We start from the raw sequence: 19,818 nt of genomic DNA on the forward strand, positions 1-19,818 counted from the left end.
CGACACCGCCCCGAACTCGCCCATGGCCCGCGCCGTACACAGCACCACGCCATAGATCAGGCCCCATTTGATGTTGGGCACGGTGACGTGCCAGAACATCTGCCAACCATTGGCACCGAGCAGGCGCGCGGCCTCTTCTTCCTGGGTGCCTTGTTCCTGCATCAGCGGAATCAGCTCACGGGCCACGAACGGCACGGTCACGAAAATCGTCGCCAGCACGATGCCCGGCAGGGCGAAGACAATCTGGATGTCGTGATCCTGCAGCCACGGCCCGAACAGGCCCTGCGCGCCGAACATCAGCACGTAGACCAGGCCAGCGATCACTGGCGACACGGAAAATGGCAAGTCGATCAGCGTCACCAGCATGCTCTTGCCGCGGAACGAGTATTTGCTCACACACCACGCGGCGCTGACGCCGAACACCAGATTCAACGGTACCGAAATCAGCACGGCGAACACCGTGAGTTTCAGCGCCGACAACGCGTCCGGCTCAAAAATCGCCGTGAAAAACGCACCGAGGCCATTCTTCAAACCCTGCGATACGACGATGAACAACGGCAGCAGCAGAAACAGGAAAAAGATCAGCCAGCCAAGACCGATCAGGACTCTGCGCGAGGTGGCACTGCCACGCCGCGCGGCGTTGGCCGCCGAGGCGGCCGCAATAGACGATTGGGACATGTGCGCGCCTCCTTATGGGGTTTCGATGCGCCGCTGCAGCAAGTTGATCAGCAGCAACAGGACAAAGGAAACCACCAGCATCAACACGCCAATGGCCGTGGCGCCGGTGTAATCGTACTGGTCGAGTTTGACCATGATCAGCAGCGGCAGGATCTCGGTTTTCATCGGCATGTTGCCGGCGATGAAGATCACCGAACCGTACTCGCCGACGCCACGGGCAAACGCCAGGGCGAAACCGGTCAGCCATGCGGGCAGCAGCGCCGGTACGAGGATATGGCGAAACACCTGGATCGGCTTGGCCCCGAGGCACGCGGCGGCTTCTTCGACTTCGCGAGGAATGTCGGCCAGCACCGGTTGCACTGTGCGCACCACGAACGGCAGAGTCACAAAGGTCAGCGCCAGGGTGATACCCAGCGGCGTGTAGGCGATCTTGAAACCCAGGTCAGTGGCGAACTGCCCGACCAGGCCGGTCGGGGCGTACAGCGCGGTCAGTGCGATACCGGCCACGGCTGTGGGCAGCGCGAACGGCAGATCGATCATCGCATCGATCACCTTGCGCCCGGGAAAGGTGTAGCGCACCAGCACCCAGGCCAGCAATGTGCCGATGATGCCGTTGATGATCGCCGCGCACAGCGCGGTGCCGAAGCTCAGCTTCAACGCCGCCAGCACCCGCGGTGCGGAAATGATTGCCCAGAACTGCTCCCAGGTCAGCTGAGCGGCGTGGACGAACATCGCCGCCAGCGGGATAAGCACAATCAGACTGAGGTACACCAAGGTGTAGCCCAGCGTCAGCCCGAAGCCGGGTATGACGGGGGAGATACGACGCGACATAAAAGTCCCTGGTTAAAAAGCATTCCGCTGAACGCATCAATGTGGGAGCGAGCTTGCTCGCGAAGAGGGAGTATCAGTCAACTCTACGTCGTCTGACACTGCGCTTTCGCGAGCAGGCTCGCTCCCACATTTTCCGCGCGTGGCTTCAGGCTTGATGTGTGGCTGAAGTCAGATTACTGCGCCTGATAAATCTGGTCGAACACGCCGCCATCGTTGAAGAATTTCGGCTGGGCGGATTTCCAGCCGCCGAAGTCCTTGTCGATGGTCACCAGTTCCAGTTTCGGGAACTGCTGGGCGTACTTGGCGGCGATGTCCTTGTCACGCGGACGGTAGAAATTCTTCGCCGCAATCTCCTGACCGGCCGGGCTGTACAGGTGCTTGAGATAGGCTTCGGCGATCTGCGCGTTGCCCTTTTTCTCGGCATTTTTGTCGACCACGGCCACTGGTGGCTCGGCGAGGATCGACAGCGAAGGCACGACGATGTCGAACTTGTCGGCGCCGCCGTCTTCTTTCAGCGCCAGGAACGCTTCGTTTTCCCAGGCCAGCAGCACGTCACCCTGTCCGTTGTTGACGAAAGTGATGGTCGAACCGCGTGCGCCAGTGTCGAGAATCGGCACATGCTTGAACAGGGTTTGTACGTATTCCTTGGCCTTGGCTTCGTCACCGCCGTTGGCTTTCAGACCGTAGGCCCAGGCCGCAAGAAAATTCCATCGCGCACCGCCGGAGGTTTTCGGGTTGGGGGTGATCACCGAGACGTCGTTCTTGACCAGATCGCCCCAGTCCTTGATGCCTTTCGGGTTGCCCTTGCGCACCAGGAAGACGATGGTCGAGGTGTATGGCGTGCTCGCCTCCGGCAGACGCTTCTGCCAGTCGGCCGGCAGGCTCTTGCCGAGCTTGGCCACTTCGTCGATGTCGCCGGCCAGGGCCAGGGTCACGACGTCGGCGCGCAGACCGTCGATCACCGCACGCGCCTGCTTGCCAGAGCCGCCGTGGGATTGCTGGATTTTCACGGTATCGCCGGCATGGTCCTTCTGCCAGAACTTGATGAATTCGGCGTTGTAGTCCTGATACAGCTCGCGGGTCGGGTCATACGAGACGTTGAGCAGTTCGTAATCCTTGGCAACCGCGGAACCGGCAAACACGGCACTGGCCAGCGCGGCCAAAGCGTAACGGCGAATCGACGACATGGTGAAAGCTCCTGAAATTCCTGGTGGTGGCTTTTTTCTTATGGAATGCGTAATCGGCTGCCGGTCAAAGATCGCCGCGCCAGCTCTTGTCTGAAGCTCCCCGCAGGAGCTGGCGCAGGCTGCAATCTTTCAGCCCGGTTGCTTGCCGGGTTGCTGCAAGCGGAATTTCTCTTTGCGTTCGATCTGCACGACCTGGGCGTTGTGCACAGTGATTTCCACCGCGCCAAAACGAAGATCGCGCAGGGCGCTCTGGATTTCACGCAAGATCGTGCTTTCGTCCTGACCGTCAACGCTGCGAAGGGATGCGCTCATGGTGCTGCTCCTTTGAAGGGGATATGCCTGGCAGTGGGCGGCACTGCGTTCGGCGTGGGAGCAATATAAGAGAGAGGGAGATATTCTTAAAAAGACTATTTAAGAATGTTTATATAACCAGAAAACCGCTCTTCCCACGTATTCCACAGGAACGCCCCCAGCGGCGCTTCGCGCTGAGATTCCAAGAGCCTTTGCGACGGGTATGGGTTAGCGCGTCAGCCAATCAACGGCGCGTGCGCCCAATCAATCTCCTGCGCCGGGCTCGGCCGGCCAAACCAGTAGCCCTGCCCCAGATCGCATGCCTGTTCGAGCAGGAATTTCGCCTGCTCAACCTGCTCGATGCCCTCGGCGTGCACCTGCATGCCCATGCTGCGGGCCAGCGCGATGATCACCCGGACAATCGCCACGTCGTCCTCATCCCACGGCAAACCGGCGACGAAGCCTTGATCGATCTTGAGTTTCTGTACCGGCAGACGCTTGAGCCGCAACAGCGATGAATAGCCGGTGCCAAAGTCATCGATCGCCAGGCGGATACCCAGCTCACGCAAACGATGCATCTGCTCCAGCGCGACTTCCGGGTCGTCCATGACCGCGCTTTCGGTCACTTCCAGCTCCAGATACGCCGGCTCAAGGCCAGTGTCGTGCAGCACCTGCGCCACCTGCTCATAGAGTTCGCGCCGGGCGAACAGTCGCGACGACACATTCACCGCGACAAACGACAGCACCACGCCGGCCTGCTGCCATTGGCACATTTGCCGGCAAGCCTGCTGCATGACCCACGCATCGATGTCGGCAATCAGCCCGGTACGCTCGGCAATCGGGATGAACTCCGCCGGCGAGACCAGACCGCGTTGCGGATGCTGCCAGCGCACCAAGGCCTCGACGCCGATCAGCCGACTGCTGTGCAGGTCATGCACCGGTTGGTAATAAACCCGCAGTTCCTGCTGCGCCAGCGCGCGGCGCAATTCAAAGGCGAGTTCCACGCGTTGCTGGGCGTGGGCGGTGAGTTCCTCGGTGTACAAGGCGTACCCGTTGCGCCCGCTGTTTTTGGCCTTGAACAAAGCGGCATCGGCATTGCGCAGCAGTTGCTCGGCGCTCAAGGCATCGCTGGGGAACAGGCTGATGCCGATGCTGGCATTGATCAACAACTCGTGGCCATCAACGCGAAACGTGTCCTTGAACGCGTCGAGCATGCGTTGCGCCAGCGCCGCGGCCTGCACCGGCTGTGGACAACTTTCGGCGAGCACGGCGAACTCGTCGCCGCCCAGCCGCGCGAGGGTGATGCCGGGACCGAACAACCCCTGCAAACGCGCCGCCACGGCCTTGAGCAAGCGATCACCCACGTTATGGCCAAGGCTGTCATTGATCATTTTGAAGTGATCGAGATCGAGCATCAGCAGCGCGCAGTCGCGCTTGTGGATTTGCGCCGAGGCCAGCGCCTGCTCGGTGCGGTCGCTGAACAGCAGGCGATTGGGTAGATCGGTCAGCGGATCATGGTGCGCGAGGTGTTTGAGTTCGTCCTCGGAATGCTTGATCGCACTGATGTCGGAAAACACCGCGACGTAATGGCTGAGCCGGCCATGATCATCGTGAATCACGCGGATGGTTTGCCACTGTGGATAAATTTCGCCGCTCTTGCGCCGGTTCCAGATCTCCCCGCTCCATTCACCCTGCGCCTGCAACGTGGCGAACATGGCCTGATAGAAACCCGGCGGATGATGGCCAGACTTGAACAGACTCGGCTGCTGACCGATGACTTCTTCGCGCTGATAACCGGTGATCGCCATGAACGCACGATTGACGTGGACGATCAGGCCCTGATGATTGGTGACCAGCACGCCTTCGCGGGTGCAGTCGAACACCGCTGCCGCCTGACGCAAACGCTCGCGATCGGCGTGACGCTCGCGCAACCGTGCGCCGATGCCGAGAAACCCGTACAGGCGCGCCCGCGCCAGAAAGATCAACCCGGCACTCACCGCGGCGAACAGGTAACCGTTGATCAGTTGCCATCGGGCAAGATCGACGGGATCATCGAAGAAATTGTTTAATAAATGATCAGTACCTTGCAGCCAGATGGCGGCAAGCACGAGATAGAGCAGCGCTGCACGCAAGGCATCGCGGTGAGTGGCAGGCATTCGGCTGTCCATGTCCCTACAAAAAGGTTGGAATTATAGGTCAAGAAACATCCAGCGACGCTTTCCTTGAAGGGCGGCTGGTTTTATCCGTGTGCTTGGTGATAATGCAACGGCTGTTTTTATCTTTATCGAGGGCCCTATAGCCTATGTGGTACGAAGGTTTTCTTGGCTTGTCGGCCTGGTCGCTGGTCGCGGTCACCCTGCTGATGACCCATGTGACGATTGTTGCCGTCACGGTCTATCTGCACCGTTATTCAGCGCATCGCTCGCTGGAGCTGAATGCCGGTCTGAAACACTTTTTCCGCTTCTGGCTGTGGCTGACCACGGCACAGAACACCCGCGAGTGGACGGCCATCCACCGCAAACACCACGCCAAATGCGAAACCGAAGATGACCCGCACAGTCCGGTGATCAAAGGCCTGTCCACGGTGCTGCGCACCGGTGCCGAGCTGTACCGCGCCGAAGCGCAGAACCCGGAAACCCTGCGCATCTACGGCAAGAACTGCCCGGAAGACTGGATCGAGCGCAATCTCTACAGTCGTTTCCCGCTGCTGGGCGTGGCAATCATGGGCGTTATCGACCTGCTGCTGTTCGGCACCATCGGCATCACCATCTGGGCGATCCAGATGATGTGGATCCCGGTGTGGGCTGCTGGCGTGATCAACGGTCTGGGCCACGCTGTCGGCTATCGCAACTTCGAATGCCGCGACGCGGCGACCAATCTGGTGCCTTGGGGCATCCTGATCGGCGGCGAAGAACTGCACAACAACCATCACACCTATCCCAATTCGGCCAAGCTGTCGGTGAAGAAGTGGGAATTCGACCTCGGCTGGGCGTGGATCAAGGTCTTCAGCTTCCTCGGTCTGGCCAGGGTTCAGCGAGTTGCGCCGATCGCACATCGGGTCGAAGGCAAAGGCAGCCTGGACATGGACACCGCCATGGCGATCCTCAACAACCGCTTCCAGATCATGGCCCAGTACCGCAAGCTGGTGATCGGTCCGCTGGTCAAGCAGGAGCTGGCCAAGGTCGATCATTCGGTGCGCCACCAGTTCCACCGCGCCAAGCGCCTGCTGTCGCGCGAAACCAGCCTGCTGGAAGACCGTCACCACCTGCGCATCCAGACCATGCTCGAGCACAGCCAGGCGTTGAAGGTCATTTACGAAAAGCGTCTGGCCCTGCAACAGATCTGGGTCAAGACCAGTTCCAATGGCCACGACATGCTCGCCGCCATCAAGGACTGGATTCACGAGGCCGAGGCCAGCGGCATTCAGTCCCTGCGTGAATTCGCCGACCAGTTGAAAACCTACTCGCTGCGTCCTGCAGCAGTCTGAGACCGTTGATCGGTGCACTCGCCCAGGCGAGTGCACCGTTTTGAACTTCGCCGAAAATCTCCTATCTCAAAGACACTTCGCCACCCCGGCGGGCTGTAATGTGGCCGCTGTCGAAATCGCGGCACGCCCTTTGAGATCTGTGCCGATGGTCAACAACAATCCAAAAGACTCATCCGTCCCGCAGTGGCCCGAGGCCGCGCAAACCCTGATGGCGCTGATGCATGCGCAAGGCGAGGTTGCACGCCTGAGCGAGCGCGAACAGTTGTTCAGTTCCTTGCTGGTCAGCGTCAACGCTGTGCTCTGGGCATTCAACTGGGAAACCCGTCAGGTGCTGTACGTCAGCCCCGCCTATGAACGGATTTTCGGTCGCTCCGCCGGGCTGCTGCTCGGTGACTACAACCAGTGGCGCGACAGCATCTACCCCGATGATCTGGACTACGCCGAGCGCAGCCTCGCCGAAGTGCTGCACAAGGGCGCGGTAGAAGACCGCGAGTACCGGATCATCGCCGCCGACGGCCAGGTGCGCTGGCTCAGCGACAAATGCTTCATCAATCGACAGGACGATCCGGACCAACCGGTGATCATCGTCGGCATCGCCGAAGACATCACCGACAAGAAGCACATGGAAACCGAGCTGCAACGCCTGGCGACCACCGACGTGCTGACGCAAAGCAGTAACCGCCGACACTTCTTCGAGTGCGCCAACCGCGAATTCGAAGAAGCACGCCTGCGCGGTACGCCGATGGCGTTTCTGCTGCTGGATATCGATGACTTCAAAGCGATCAACGACAGCTACGGCCACCCGGAAGGCGACACCGTGCTGCAACGGATTGCCGAGTGCGGACGCAGTTCATTGCGCCGTGGCGATCTGTTCGGGCGAATTGGTGGTGAGGAATTTGCTGCAGTGTTCCCCGGATGCGCACCAGAAATGGCCATGCAAGTGGCGGAACGCTTGCAGCAGGAAATTCAGCGTTTACGGTTCAGCCATGACGGCCAGACGTTCAGCATCACCGTGAGCCAAGGGCTGACCAGCCTGACCGATGACGACAAAAGCCTCGACAACCTGTTCGCCCGGGCAGATGCGGCGATGTATGAAGCCAAGCGCCAAGGCAAGAACCGCATCATCTCTGCCTGACGCCAAACCCATGCCTCACACAGATGAACTGTAGGAGTGAGCCTGCTCGCGATGGCGGAGTGTCAGGCAACAATTATTCGACTGACTCTCCGCTATCGCGAGCAGGCTCACTCCTACAAGGGTTTGTTTCAGCCGGTTATTTGCGCATCCGCATCAGCTCCGGCAATCCAATCTTCAGCAACCGCGCCGTGCGGCTCTTCGCCAGTTCTTCGACGCCCTCGTGCTCGGTCAGCCGCGCCATCTGCGCCGCCATATTCATCACCAGCGCCTCACGGGAATACACCCCGCCACCGAGCTGATAGGCCGAGGCAATCAGTTCGCGCAGTTCCAGCGGCAGACGCCAGCGCGTGCGCAACGCAGAACCATACGCCGCACCAAACTGCGCCAGCGCCTCGCCGACTTCCTCCTGCTCGTCCAGCGCCCCGCCCGCCTGTTGCCACTCCTGCAGACAACGCAACAGCGCCAGATCGCCGAGGCGGTGAAGCATGCCGGCGCAATAGCAGCGCTCCTGATCCAGATCGAGCAACCGCGCCAGGGTGCGCGCATATTCAGCGGTGTGCAGTGACAAGCCCCAATAACGCTCGGCGTAGTCCGCCAGACACGGATCGCTGAGCCGGGCGCTGCGCTTGAGCGCCAGCCCGAGGATCAGATTCATGCTCTGCCCGGTGCCCAGCCGATGCAGAGCTTGCGCCAGTGTCTGCACCGGCGCGCCATGGTGCTGCGCCGCGCTGTTGGCCGCGGCGATCAGTACCGCCGTGATCTGCGGGTCGGTGCGAATCTCTTCTTCGAGCAGCTTCAGGTCGAGGCCATCGGGATTGAGGCTGCGCTTCACCGCCAGTTGCACATCGGTCATCAACGGCGCGCCGTCGGTTTGCTCACGGCGCCGCTCAAGAAAAACCGAGAGGGTCATGCCCGGCGCCAGGGCCGGCACTTCACAGAACACCTCCTGCCCGGCGTTGAGCAGCAAGCCCTGCAGACGCTCGGTCAGGCCCTCCATGTTCAATGGTTTGGTCAGATACGCCGTCGGTGCCAGCGGGATGGCTTCGCGCACGCTGGCACTGTCGTTGCGGCTGCTCATCAAAATGAATGGCAGCGGCGGGTTGCGCTTGCGCTGACGCACGCTGCGCAGCACGTTCAAACCATCGACGCCGGGCAGTTCCCAATCGACGATGGCCAGGTCATAGGGAATTTCGGTGAGCATCGACAGCGCTTGCTGACCATCGGCACACAGATCCAGCCGCGCATCGCAACGCACGTTCAGTAGCACTTGTTTAAGCAGATCGCGCGACCACGGGTCGGCCTCGGCAATCAGCACGCGCGGTACGGCGGGTAATTCAACGGCAATCATGCACGCACTCCCTGGCAATGCCTTGACCTTAGCCAATGCTGGCCAATCGTTACAGCGCGAAACGCCGATATGTTTGCGCCGGCATGAAAAAACCCGCCGAAGCGGGTTTTTTGTCGAGCCGATCACAGAATGCCGGGGCTTACAGCTCCGAGAAGCACTCTTCGATGATCGCCAGACCTTTGTCCAGTTGCTCGTCCGGCGAGGTCAGCGGTACGAGTACGCGCAGCACGTTGCCATAGGTGCCGCAGGACAGCAGGATCAGCCCCTTGTCGCGAGCCTTGGCCACCACGGCCGCTACGGCAGTCGGGTTTGGCTTGTGGCTGTCGCCGTTCTCGAACAGCTCGACCGCGATCATCGCGCCCAGGGCACGCACTTCGCCAATGACCGGGTATTTGGCCTGAATGTTTTTCAGGCCAGTGACCAGACGCTCGCCGACGGCCTTGCAGCGGTCCAGCAGGTGTTCTTCTTCGAACACTTCCATCACGGCCAGGGCCGCAGCGCAAGCGATCGGGCTACCGGCATAGGTGCCGCCCAGGCCGCCTGGGGCGATGGCGTCCATGTATTCGGCCTTGCCACACACACCGGCCAGCGGGAAGCCGCCGGCGATCGATTTGGCGAAGGTGGTCAGGTCGGCAGCAACGCCCATCTGCTCCATGGCGAAGAACGTACCGGTACGGCCAGCGCCAGTCTGTACTTCGTCCGCGATCAGCAGGATGCCGTGCTGATCGCACAGCGCGCGCAGGCGCTTCATGAATTCTTTCGGCGCGACGTAGAAACCACCTTCGCCCTGCACCGGCTCGATGATGATTGCAGCGATGTCTTTCGGCTCGGCGTCGTTCTTGAAGATGCGCTCGATCGAAGCGATCGAATCGTCGATGCTCACGCCGTGCAGCTCGTTCGGGTACAGCGCGCGGAAGATGCCGCCTGGCATCAGGCCCATGCCGGCCGAGTACGGCACGACTTTACCGGTCAGACCCAGCGTCATCATGGTGCGGCCGTGGTAGGCGCCAGTGAAGGCGATGACGCCAGCGCGACCCGTGGCGGCACGGGCGATTTTCACGGCGTTCTCAACGGCTTCGGAACCAGTGGTGACCAACAGGGTTTTCTTGGCGAAATCACCTGGAACCTTGACGTTGATTTTTTCGCACAGCTCAACGTACGGCTCGTAGGCCAGCACCTGGAAGCAGGTGTGGGTCAGCTTGTTCAGCTGTTCGGTCACGGCGGCGATGATTTTCGGGTGCACGTGGCCGGTGTTCAATACCGCGATACCGCCGGCGAAGTCGATGAACTCACGACCTTCAACGTCGGTTACTGTGGCGTTCTTCGCGGATTCGGCGAAGATCGGGTGAATCTGGCCAACACCGCGTGGTACAGCAGCGGTACGACGGGCCATCAGTTCAGCGTTTGTCTTGCTCATTACAGTCCTCATTCGCCGCTCATCGGGCGGCGTGGTTCAAGGATGAAGCGGGAGGAATCGGCGGTGGCAGCATGCGATGATCGACTGCCACGGCGTTCCCGGCCGCAGAGAAAATGCAGGTTTCAAACCACGCAAAGGGACAGCGCTCTCGTGCCCTGTGCGTTTACAGCGATCCTTGTCGGAGTCCAAGCTTTCGCGCTTAGATGCCCAGGCAAAGGTATTTGATTTCCAGGTAATCTTCGATGCCGTACTTGGAGCCTTCACGACCCAGGCCCGAGGCCTTGATGCCGCCGAACGGCGCGACTTCGTTCGAGATCAGCCCGGTGTTGACGCCGACCATGCCGTATTCCAGCGCTTCGGCGACACGGAACACACGACCGAGGTCGCGCGCATAGAAGTACGAAGCCAGACCGAATTCGGTGTCGTTGGACATCGCGATCACTTCGGCTTCGTCTTTGAAGCGAAACAGCGGCGCCAGCGGGCCGAAAGTTTCTTCCTTGGCCACCGCAGCGTTTTTCGGCACGTTGGTCAGAATGGTCGGTTCGAAGAAGTTGCCTTCCATCGCCTTGCCGCCGGCCAGAACGGTCGCGCCTTTGCTCACGGCGTCAGCGATATGCTCTTGCACCTTGGCCACGGCTTTCTCGTCGATCAGCGGGCCGGTGGTGGTGCCGTCTTCCAGACCGTTGCCGATCTTCAGCTTGGCAACTGCCACTTTCAGCTTCTCGGCGAACGCGTCGTAGACCGCGTCCTGAATGTACAGACGGTTGGCGCAGACGCAGGTCTGGCCGTTGTTGCGGTACTTGGAGATGATCGCGCCTTCGACGGCCTTATCCAGGTCCGCATCGTCGAACACGATGAACGGCGCGTTGCCGCCCAGTTCCAGCGAGACTTTCTTGATGTCCTTGGCGCATTCGGCCATCAACTGGCGACCGATTTCGGTCGAGCCGGTGAAGGACAGCTTGCGCACGATCGGGTTGCTGGTCAGCTCGCTGCCGATGTCGCCGGCGCTGCCGGACACCACGCTGAACACGCCCGCCGGAATGCCCGCACGCTGGGCCAGTTCGGCCAGGGCGAAAGCGGAAAATGGCGTTTGCGAAGCCGGCTTGAGCACCATGGTGCAACCGGCGGCCAAGGCTGGACCGGCCTTACGGGTGATCATCGCCGCCGGGAAGTTCCACGGGGTGATCGCGGCGGTGACGCCGATCGGCTGTTTGATCACGATCAGGCGCTTGTCGGGCTGGTGGCCCGGAATCACATCACCGTAGATGCGCTTGGCTTCTTCAGCGAACCACTCGATGAACGACGCGGCGTAAACGATTTCGCCCTTGGCTTCGGCCAGTGGCTTGCCCTGCTCGAGGGTCATCAGGCGCGCGAGGTCGTCCTGGTTTTCGATCATCAGTTCGAACCAGCGACGCAGCTTGCCGGCACGCTCTTTGGCGGTCAGCGCACGCCAAGCCGGCAGCGCCTTGTCAGCGGCTTCGATGGCACGACGGGTTTCGGCAGCGCCCATCTTCGGCACGGTGCCGAGGATTTCGCCAGTGGCCGGGTTGTTGACCTTGATCGTCTGACCGTTGTCCGCATCGACCCAAGCGCCATCAATGAAGGCTTGCTGGCGGAACAACTGGGTGTCTTTAAGCTGCATGTCGGCTTTCCTTAACAGCACCGCGGCCAGCGCGGAGCAAAATTATGATTGTAGAAAGGCGCCTCGCAAGGCTGCCGTCAGGGAAATCAGTGACCGGGTGTGGCGCAGGAGCAGTGCACGATTAGCAACACCAGCGCTTCGACACCCAGCAAAGAGCGTTTGAAATCTCAAACGGATCGTAGGATCAAAGGGGTTAAAGGACAATAGGTCGTTCGAAAAAAAGAACAAAAAGCCCGTTTTTCAGATCAACGCACCAGAAACCCGAACCGCAGGAAAAACCTTAGATCAACCCCGGCAAAGCGCCAAGCGAGGGTTTTGCAGGACGTTACCGCTTTCTGGAATGCAGCGATTTCACCGACACGCGCCCTGACAAAACCCGCCGAAACCCGGCATGGACGCCCCGAGTCGACCTAGGTATGATGTCGCCCGCTGCACCAGTAGCTCAGCTGGATAGAGTACTGCCCTCCGAAGGCAGGGGTCGTGGGTTCGAATCCCGCCTGGTGCACCATATTAACGAAGCCTCGGGTGATCACACCGGAGGCTTTTTTTTGCTTTTTTTTTGCTCAGCGGCGCTGCGCCCCGCAGGCGATTACCTGGCGGCTCCTGAGTTTCCCGATGTTTTACGTTAGTATCCCGCTCGATGTCATCTTCGCGAATATGACTGAGTCATGCACCTATCGCTGCCTCGTCACCTTTGAAAGGCTCTTGCCTCCATCGAGCAGGCTCACCAAGGTGATCAGATGTTTGAAAGAATTCCGACCCGGCTCTTCAGCCAACAGCTCTTGAAACAATAGCTCACTCGTTTTGTGCTTTGAAATTCCTAGGGAGGGACCAGTGCAATATGTACTGCTGACGTATTTTGTTTTTCTTGGGCTAACAGCTTTTACCTCAAGATTCATCATCAACAAGTTTCGGGCCGAACATCCTGTTTCGCTCATACTGGCGATGATCATTCTTTATCTCTTCGGCTGTGTTCAGTTGCTTGGCGTCGGAATAAAAGTCGTGCTTTCGTGCGCGGCCATTGGCTGTGTCGCAGGCTTTTGGACGTTGATGAAGGGAGGCACAGAGCGTTTTTCAATAGTGCGTCAAGCCGTGGAACTGGCGGTGCTGTTCGCTTTGGCGCTGATCCTGTCGTGGGGTTCGCAGTATTGGGTATGGGATGAGTTTTCCCACTGGGGTGCTGCAGTCGAATACCTGTCGCTGACGAATAACCTGCCTACAAGCAAGGAAGTTCAGGTTTTCCCCAACTACATTCCCGGCATATCGTTGCTGCGTTATTTCGGCGAAAGCTTGCTGCAGGGTAGTGGCGTAGCGTCGGCCTATTTCATCACTTGGCTGCTGGGTCTCTCCACCATTTACTGTGTATCGAACTCAGAGTCCCGCACCAAGTGGGCCATCACCATCATCACCTTGTTTTTTGCTTATCTGGCTTTTTATCAGGCATTGACGCTGACGTTGCTGATCGACCCGTTGCAGTCGCTGCTGTTCCTGTGTGCTCTGCGCTTTGCCTACAAAAATGACCGCGACAGCTTCAAGGTTGCCTTGCTGGCGGTCATTGCGGTGGTGCTGCTCAAACACGTCGGTATCATCCTGGCGGCATTCGTATGGGCCTATTACGTCGGCATGCGCCTGTTTGCCGACAAGCTCGAGATCAAGACCATTCTCCCTCGGTCGCTGGTATTAATGGCAGTACCGCTGCTGACTTACCTGTCTTGGGAGTGGTACGTCGCGGCATATGACCTGACGATCAAATTCGAAGGCATGTCAGTGATGCTCAAAGGTGCGGGACTGTTGAGCAACGTATCGATCGGTTTGCATCATGTTTTGGGTAACCTGTTTCCCCACGCAGCGTTTTTGCCACCCGCTCATCAGATGGAGTTTTTAACGCCAGGGATTCCACTATGGATGTTCATCAGCATCGCAACAGCCGCCGCGCTGGTGCTGACCTACAACCGGAGCAGTAGCCAAAAGGAAATGGCGCTCACCTTTGCTTTCCTTTTACTGACAACCGTCGGCTATCTGCTCTTCCTGTCGTATGTGACTATTGCCTCGGGATGGTTCAACGATCATGTATCGTTTTCCAGATACTTTATCGTTGCCCTGTTCGCTACATTCTTTCTCCAATACTTCGTTGCGAGAGATGGGCTTTCGATACTGCGGTGCGCCCTGATCGCAGTCCTCATGATTGGCGCCGCATACGTAACCGCGCCACCCTTGAACATGTTTTTCGTGCAAGAAAAGCGACCGTCCGTACCACTTCATGAAGTTTACCGGGCAAAAGCAGCCCAATTGCTCAAGTACACCACCGGCACCGAAAGGGTCATGTATGTTGACGGCAAGGATTCAAGCTTCGGTTACTTCATTTTCAGATTGAAGACTCAACCGCTGCGCTACCTGTCGTACAGCAGCACATCGTTCATAAACCAGCCAGCGACCGACAACGCCAAGAACATTGATCGGTTCAAACGCGCGATTTGTCAGTTTGATTACGTTTATGCAGACAGTCCGCCGGAAGATTTCTGGACGCGCAACGGCGAGCCGTTCGATACGAAGGGCGGTCACGTCTATAAAGTCATTCGCAATGGTTCAGTGTATTGCAGCGCAATACTCCTGGAAAAATGATTCGCAAACCTGCCAAAGCGCTCAACTGACATAAACAAAAACCCCGCCACAGGCGGGGTCTTTGTTTCCGGCTTTGATGACAACTGGAGCGCTTAGCTTTTAGGGTTGAATTGCCCCAGGCACGCCTTGAACAGAATCTCCAATACCGACAGATTGCCTTTGAAGGCGCTGATCTTGGTGGGCACTTCACCTTTTGGATAACGACGTACTGTCGGCAACTCGACGCACTGGAAGCCCAGCTTCGGCGCGCGAAAGGACAGATAGGCCAACAGTTCGTACGTCATGAAAACATCACGAAAAGGCGCCACGCGTGGATCGAGCAGCAGTTTGCGGCTGTAGGCGCGAAAACCTTGGGTAGTGTCGGTCCATTTGAAACCGGAGCTCAGGCTCAGCAACGGCGCATGGATGAAACGGATCGCAAAATCTCGCGAGGCAGGCGTGTTTTCTGCGACGCCGCCTGCCACGAAACGTGATGCCTGGACAAAATCCACCCCTTGCTTCATCGCTTCGATGAAGCGAGGAATGGCATCCGGGTCATCCTTGTCATTACCGTCGATGGTTACGATGCCTTCGTAACCCTGATCCAGAGCGAAAGCGTACGCGCAACGCAACTGCGCGCTGAGCTTGCCTGGACCGGTCTTGACCAATAACCCGCGCACACCTGCCTGCTGCAACGCATCCAGCGCCAGCGAGCCATCGGTGCTGCCCCCGTCGACAATAATAATGTCGGCGTGGGAAGGAATACCGCACGCGGCCATTCTCGCCAGTAGATTCTTGATCCGTTCGCCTTCGTTGATCAGCGGAATAACCACGCAGAAATCACGCTGCCGGCCCAGCCACAGCGGTGTATCGAAAGTGGGTACGTGCCAGGAGCTACGCACGACAGGATCAATCAAGGAGGACGTCATCTTGTGTTCCATCAGGCCACGCGCGCAGTAATCAAAGCCACGCCGGCGATTACCAATAAAATCCCTGCACCGGTCGTCCAGTGAAAGGGTTCTCGAAAAATCAACACCGAAGACAGGGCCACAGCCGCCACCGCGCCTGCAGTCAGCACCGGGTGTGCAACGTTCAATGGCAAACGTGCAAGCGCGGCGGCGTACAACAGGAACGCCGCGCCGTACAGACCCAGTCCGAGCCAGAACGGCCAATTACTCAAGGCTCCCAGCGGGTCGGTCGGAGAAGGGAAGCGGCGTGGCGGGGTCATTGCAATCTTGATCAAGACACTCGCTGACGCGTTGGACAGGATTCCCAGCAACAGGATCATCCATTTCATGGCTTGCGCTCCATGTCCCGGACCCGATAGCAGTCAACGGCCTTGATCAACGCACGCTCGATCGAAGCCAGGTGTGGCTCGGCAGAAGTGGCGACCATTTCGATGGATACCAGATGATTCGGCAGATATTGCCGTACCGCGGCACTCATGCTTTCGTGGTTCGTAGAACCATCGCCCAATGGAAGCAGGTTCGGCTCACTCGCATGGATATGGCCAATCAATGATGCACAGTCTCCAAGCACTGCCATGGGCCGCTCATCGTTGATTGTCAAAGCGCCGGTATCCAATTGCATGCGGATGGCCGGGTGCGCGGTTTGCCTGACCACAGCAGCCGTTTCAGCACTGGTGGTCATGAAGTTGGCGCCGTAACAGGTAGGATTCGGCTCCAGACAGATAAATACGCCGCATGTCCTGGCGATATCGCCCAACTGACGGAAGAACACCACCGCAGCCTCCAGCGCCTGCTGATCGGTCAAACCGCTTCTATCGCGATTCTTCGGCGAGCCGAACACCAATCGGGTGGCGCCCAGACGTCCCGCGACACGGCATACGCCGGTCAGATGCTGCAACAATGCCGACTGGCTTTGCGGGTCACCGAACACATTGAGACCACTGGTACCAAACAGCAATGACTGCATGCCGGTAATCTCGACGCCATGTTGAGCCCACCAGGTCTTGACCCGTGCAATATCCGCATCGGTTGCCTTGCTGCAGTCGGGAAAGTATTTGCCGGGGGCGATGTCGATTGCATCAATGCCATAGGCTCGCAGCAGCTGCGCAACGGCGTCGTCTTCAATGACATCCCAGGCGATGTTGGAAATGGCCAGTCTCATGATTTTACAAGCGCCCCGCGCGGCTCGGACTGGGCATACGCTCTGACGGCCAACAGGGTCTCGCGCAAGCTGTACTGGTAACGACCTTCGCCACCGAACACATTTGCGTACCGAGTCTGCATGTCGTAAAAGCCGACGGGATTGTCCAAAGCGTTGGCGAACTCACGCGCAAAACCGTCCTTCGCAATGGCAGCCACACTGACAGGTTGCGCGGTCAGGTGGACAAGTTTGATGCCCGCCTCGATTGCCAGCTGAATATCGAACCAGAGATTGATCATCGGGTAAAACTGAAAGACCCCGCGGCTATCAATGGCATGCAGATTGTTATCGTTGAGGAAGTCGAAAATGACATTCTTGCGCAGACCTGGCCCTACCAATCCGGGAAGACGTACGATCAGGTGCTCGGGAAAGTGCGCCTCCACAAATTTTTCCAGCAGGCGACGGTTCAAGCCATAGGCGTGCAAACCGGACTCGTCCACCGGGGAATCTTCATCGACACCTACCGATGACTTGAAGACGTCAACCGTACTGATGAGGATAAAACGGCGGCACTTGAGCGTCTTCAAATGCGAAATCAAGCCTTCGATCTTCAAGCGGTCTGCTTCAGGTTCGCGGTTGGCGATCCACTTTTGTGCCGGCGCGCCGGCACATACGACGGTATCGAATGATTGACCTTCGATATCGGCGATATTGGTCGAACGATAAAGAGCTTGAAATTGCGCCTGCTTGAGCAGAGTGGTGCCCACGAATCCGGAAAAACCAATCAGTGCGTTGTTCATTTACCGCTCCTGCATGTTCCGGGGCTCGCTCGAAATGAACACAAGCGAATCGAGCCGTTCCAGAACGTCGTAAATATTGTCAATTTTACCGCCCAGGATCGAAAAGCACCCCGGCAAGGCTGCATGCTGTTCGAAAAGAATCGGCCGGCCGTCATCGCCTTCGTTTTTAACCAGCACGGTTTTCACTTCAAAAAGCGAATCCTCGTACCTGGCTTGCGACACTGCCGGTATATAACGAGCGACGTCACGAACCATACGGTCTACGCGACTGAGGCGCTCGTACTCCGCCAGTTTCCGGTACGGATCGATCCCCTTCTCGTCGGTCCAGTGCAAATGCGGGGTATAGCGGACGTGGGACAGCGTATGCAGACCGCGCGCCGGAAAAGGCATCATTGAAAAGAACGGCCCATCCATCACGGTGATCCCCAGGTTCACCAGGGCGTCGGGCATCTGCATCAGAGCCATTTCGGTGACTTCCTGCTTCAGTCCTGTACTGACGCCGGGAAAGTCCCCACCCAGTTGGTTCAACCCGCTGTAGCTGCAATTGAACACGTAGCGAGTAGTCAATTGCTCGCTCACGCCGTCGGGTCTGGCCAACGTCACCTGCAACGCATCGGTAGCTCTGGAAATGGCTTTGACGCACGTCTGATAACGAATCTTCACGCCGCTCTCGGCAAGCTCCCGCTCTGCCCAGGCGGCCAGACGAGTGGAATCGAACGCATGCTCCTCCACCAAAAACACGTCCTCGATGAGACGTGGCTCGAACAACGCTCGCAATGGCGGCGCAGCGGGTTCGATGGCTGCCCCGATCTCGCGGCAGAACCGCTCGAATTGCCCCGCCGTGCATTTCGAATTACGACGCGCGATTGCATAGAGCTTGGTGAAATCGGTTTTCACTGCCATTGGCCAATCGCGAACGAACCTGGGCAGATTGATACGACTGCGGTAAGCAGTCGTGAAGCTGCGCGGATAGTGGAAACCGTTATGCACTCGGGCCTGATTGTTGTAAGACGCACGCTTCATCAGACGCGCCTCTCGTTCAATCAGCACCACATTCTTCAGATTCCGCTGTTTGGCCATATAGATCGCGATCGCGGCACCGTAGAACCCACCGCCGATCACCACGACATCCTGTTCAGGGTGACGCATCAAGAGACCTGTTCGCTACGGCTACCGCCGGCCTTGTCGGCGACTTCTTCGATATTGAGCTTTTCCAGCCGCGTCATGCGCGCGCTGGTGAATTCCTGCCCCACATGGTAACGCGGCCCTTCATTCGACAAACTGACCATGTTGAGAATGTATTCACCCAGTACCAGCAGCACCAGCGAAATCAGGAAGAACATGCCCGACTGTTGTAGCGAAAGACTGACCCAGCCCGGCGCAATATCGGTTTTCAGCAGGGCAATGATCATGACGTAGACACCGTAGACCAGATTTGCCAGCGCACCGAACATCGACAGCCCGGTCACCAGTCGCATCGGCGCCCGAGTGGTCGACACCAGAAGGCGCATGCCCCGATCGATACTGTCGCTCAGGCTTTTTTTCGGAGCGGTTCGGGCCGCCGCACTGTATTCAAGCGAGGCGCGCGCAAATCCACCCGTAGCCGGAAGGTGGCGATAGGAAAGCGTCGGCTGGGGATGCTGGAGAATATAGTTGATTACGGTTTTGCTTAGAATGCGGTAGGACGGCGCCTCTTTGGCCAGATGCACGCCATTGCACCAGTTATACAACGTGTGAAACAGATTGTAGGCCGCACGGTAGGCAACGCTTTGAAGGGGTTTCTCGCGATTATTGGCAAAGACCACGTCGGCCCCTTTAACCGACTTGTCGAGCATTTGGGGCAGGAAATGAATGTCGTCCGCCAACGGGTCGATGACCGCAACAAAATCACCCAACGCGCTTTCCATACCGACCCAACAAGCCGAATCGGCATCGACTTCCTTGGTCAGCGCATAGACTTGCAAGTTAGCCATGCCTTGCTCACCGGTCAGACGCTTCATGATGGTGATGGTGTCATCTTCGGAAGCATTGTCCACAACGATCAATTCGAAATCACTGACAATCGGCGCAATCACCGCAGTCGCTTCGGAAAGCATGAACTCAATGGATTCTGATTGGTTACGTACTACGAACACCACAGAAAGAAAACACGGGTAAAAATCCATTTAATTTTTCACTTTTAAGCTGACTGATAGGGACAGGAATCGTTTTGACGCGAGGGGATCGAAGGATCGCATTTCAAGCAAACGCTGTCAGACTCAAACGTCATCCTCGCCGTCTCGCCTCGAGTCC

General features: G+C 58.3%; 17 protein-coding genes and 1 tRNA gene. 4 read left to right on the forward strand and 14 right to left on the reverse strand.

What is annotated here, in order from left to right; genetic code table 11:
• The 5 genes from ACYYKW_RS18870 to dibA all read right to left on the reverse strand — a co-directional run.
• Positions 1-678 (reverse strand): sulfate ABC transporter permease (locus tag ACYYKW_RS18870; RefSeq protein ID WP_464990820.1); only part of this gene is annotated, 678 nt, incomplete at its 3' end.
• A 12-nt stretch (positions 679-690) separates the two neighbouring features.
• Positions 691-1,509 carry a sulfate ABC transporter permease subunit CysT gene (gene cysT / locus ACYYKW_RS18875; protein ID WP_090288164.1) on the reverse strand — a complete coding sequence of 273 codons (819 nt, stop codon included), beginning with the start codon at positions 1,507-1,509 and terminating at the stop codon, positions 691-693.
• Positions 1,510-1,682: 173 nt separating this feature from the next.
• Positions 1,683-2,696, reverse strand: a complete 1,014-nt coding sequence (locus ACYYKW_RS18880) for a sulfate ABC transporter substrate-binding protein (RefSeq protein WP_090288162.1) — start codon at positions 2,694-2,696, stop codon at positions 1,683-1,685.
• Between the two features lie 129 nt (positions 2,697-2,825).
• On the reverse strand, positions 2,826-3,008 hold the full coding sequence (gene oscA, locus ACYYKW_RS18885) for a sulfur starvation response protein OscA (protein ID WP_007917682.1): 183 nt from the start codon (positions 3,006-3,008) through the stop codon (positions 2,826-2,828).
• 215 nt (positions 3,009-3,223) lie between these two features.
• Entirely contained in the window at positions 3,224-5,143 is a 1,920-nt protein-coding gene (gene dibA, locus ACYYKW_RS18890) for a phosphodiesterase DibA (RefSeq protein WP_464990821.1), read from the reverse strand.
• Between the two features lie 146 nt (positions 5,144-5,289).
• Between dibA and desA the strand changes: the two genes are divergently transcribed.
• Both desA and ACYYKW_RS18900 read left to right on the forward strand, forming a co-directional pair.
• Positions 5,290-6,474: a delta-9 fatty acid desaturase DesA gene (desA, locus tag ACYYKW_RS18895; RefSeq protein WP_090288158.1), complete on the forward strand. Its 1,185-nt coding sequence runs from the start codon at positions 5,290-5,292 to the stop codon at positions 6,472-6,474.
• A 145-nt stretch (positions 6,475-6,619) separates the two neighbouring features.
• Positions 6,620-7,609 (forward strand): GGDEF domain-containing protein, encoded by a 990-nt coding sequence (locus ACYYKW_RS18900; protein ID WP_093095941.1) that lies wholly within the window; start codon positions 6,620-6,622, stop codon positions 7,607-7,609.
• Positions 7,610-7,745: 136 nt separating this feature from the next.
• On the opposite strand, the gene ACYYKW_RS18905 is transcribed toward ACYYKW_RS18900, so the two are convergent.
• From ACYYKW_RS18905 to gabD, 3 genes are all read right to left on the reverse strand, one after another.
• Positions 7,746-8,957 (reverse strand): response regulator, encoded by a 1,212-nt coding sequence (locus ACYYKW_RS18905; RefSeq protein WP_090288155.1) that lies wholly within the window; start codon positions 8,955-8,957, stop codon positions 7,746-7,748.
• Positions 8,958-9,096: 139 nt separating this feature from the next.
• The gene (gabT, locus tag ACYYKW_RS18910; protein WP_464990822.1) at positions 9,097-10,374 is read right to left on the reverse strand and encodes a 4-aminobutyrate--2-oxoglutarate transaminase; all 1,278 of its coding nucleotides are present in this window, start codon (positions 10,372-10,374) and stop codon (positions 9,097-9,099) included.
• 199 nt (positions 10,375-10,573) lie between these two features.
• Entirely contained in the window at positions 10,574-12,016 is a 1,443-nt protein-coding gene (gene gabD / locus ACYYKW_RS18915) for an NADP-dependent succinate-semialdehyde dehydrogenase (RefSeq protein ID WP_024011131.1), read from the reverse strand.
• A 431-nt stretch (positions 12,017-12,447) separates the two neighbouring features.
• Between gabD and ACYYKW_RS18920 the strand changes: the two genes are divergently transcribed.
• A tRNA-Arg gene (locus tag ACYYKW_RS18920) sits at positions 12,448-12,524 on the forward strand.
• A gap of 326 nt (positions 12,525-12,850) precedes the next feature.
• The gene (locus ACYYKW_RS18925) at positions 12,851-14,638 is read left to right on the forward strand and encodes a hypothetical protein (RefSeq protein WP_464990823.1); all 1,788 of its coding nucleotides are present in this window, start codon (positions 12,851-12,853) and stop codon (positions 14,636-14,638) included.
• 92 nt (positions 14,639-14,730) lie between these two features.
• On the opposite strand, the gene ACYYKW_RS18930 is transcribed toward ACYYKW_RS18925, so the two are convergent.
• From ACYYKW_RS18930 to ACYYKW_RS18955, 6 genes are read right to left on the reverse strand one after another with little or no spacing between them, the layout of a single operon-like run.
• Positions 14,731-15,546: a glycosyltransferase family 2 protein gene (locus ACYYKW_RS18930; protein ID WP_090288146.1), complete on the reverse strand. Its 816-nt coding sequence runs from the start codon at positions 15,544-15,546 to the stop codon at positions 14,731-14,733.
• An 11-nt stretch (positions 15,547-15,557) separates the two neighbouring features.
• Positions 15,558-15,914: an EamA family transporter gene (locus tag ACYYKW_RS18935; protein WP_464990824.1), complete on the reverse strand. Its 357-nt coding sequence runs from the start codon at positions 15,912-15,914 to the stop codon at positions 15,558-15,560.
• Positions 15,911-16,747, reverse strand: a complete 837-nt coding sequence (locus tag ACYYKW_RS18940) for a sugar phosphate isomerase/epimerase family protein (protein WP_464990825.1) — start codon at positions 16,745-16,747, stop codon at positions 15,911-15,913. Before ACYYKW_RS18940 ends, ACYYKW_RS18935 begins: the two co-directional genes overlap by 4 nt.
• Positions 16,744-17,526 carry an NAD-dependent epimerase/dehydratase family protein gene (locus tag ACYYKW_RS18945; protein ID WP_093095964.1) on the reverse strand — a complete coding sequence of 261 codons (783 nt, stop codon included), beginning with the start codon at positions 17,524-17,526 and terminating at the stop codon, positions 16,744-16,746. Before ACYYKW_RS18945 ends, ACYYKW_RS18940 begins: the two co-directional genes overlap by 4 nt.
• Complete coding sequence (locus ACYYKW_RS18950; RefSeq protein WP_464990826.1) at positions 17,527-18,675, reverse strand: FAD-dependent oxidoreductase; 1,149 nt, start codon at positions 18,673-18,675, stop codon at positions 17,527-17,529.
• Positions 18,675-19,691 (reverse strand): glycosyltransferase, encoded by a 1,017-nt coding sequence (locus ACYYKW_RS18955; protein WP_093095974.1) that lies wholly within the window; start codon positions 19,689-19,691, stop codon positions 18,675-18,677. The genes ACYYKW_RS18950 and ACYYKW_RS18955 overlap by 1 nt, the downstream gene beginning before the upstream one ends.
• Between the last annotated feature and the right edge of the window lie 127 nt (positions 19,692-19,818).

The sequence above is a fragment of the Pseudomonas sp. 15C genome (assembly GCF_055484735.1).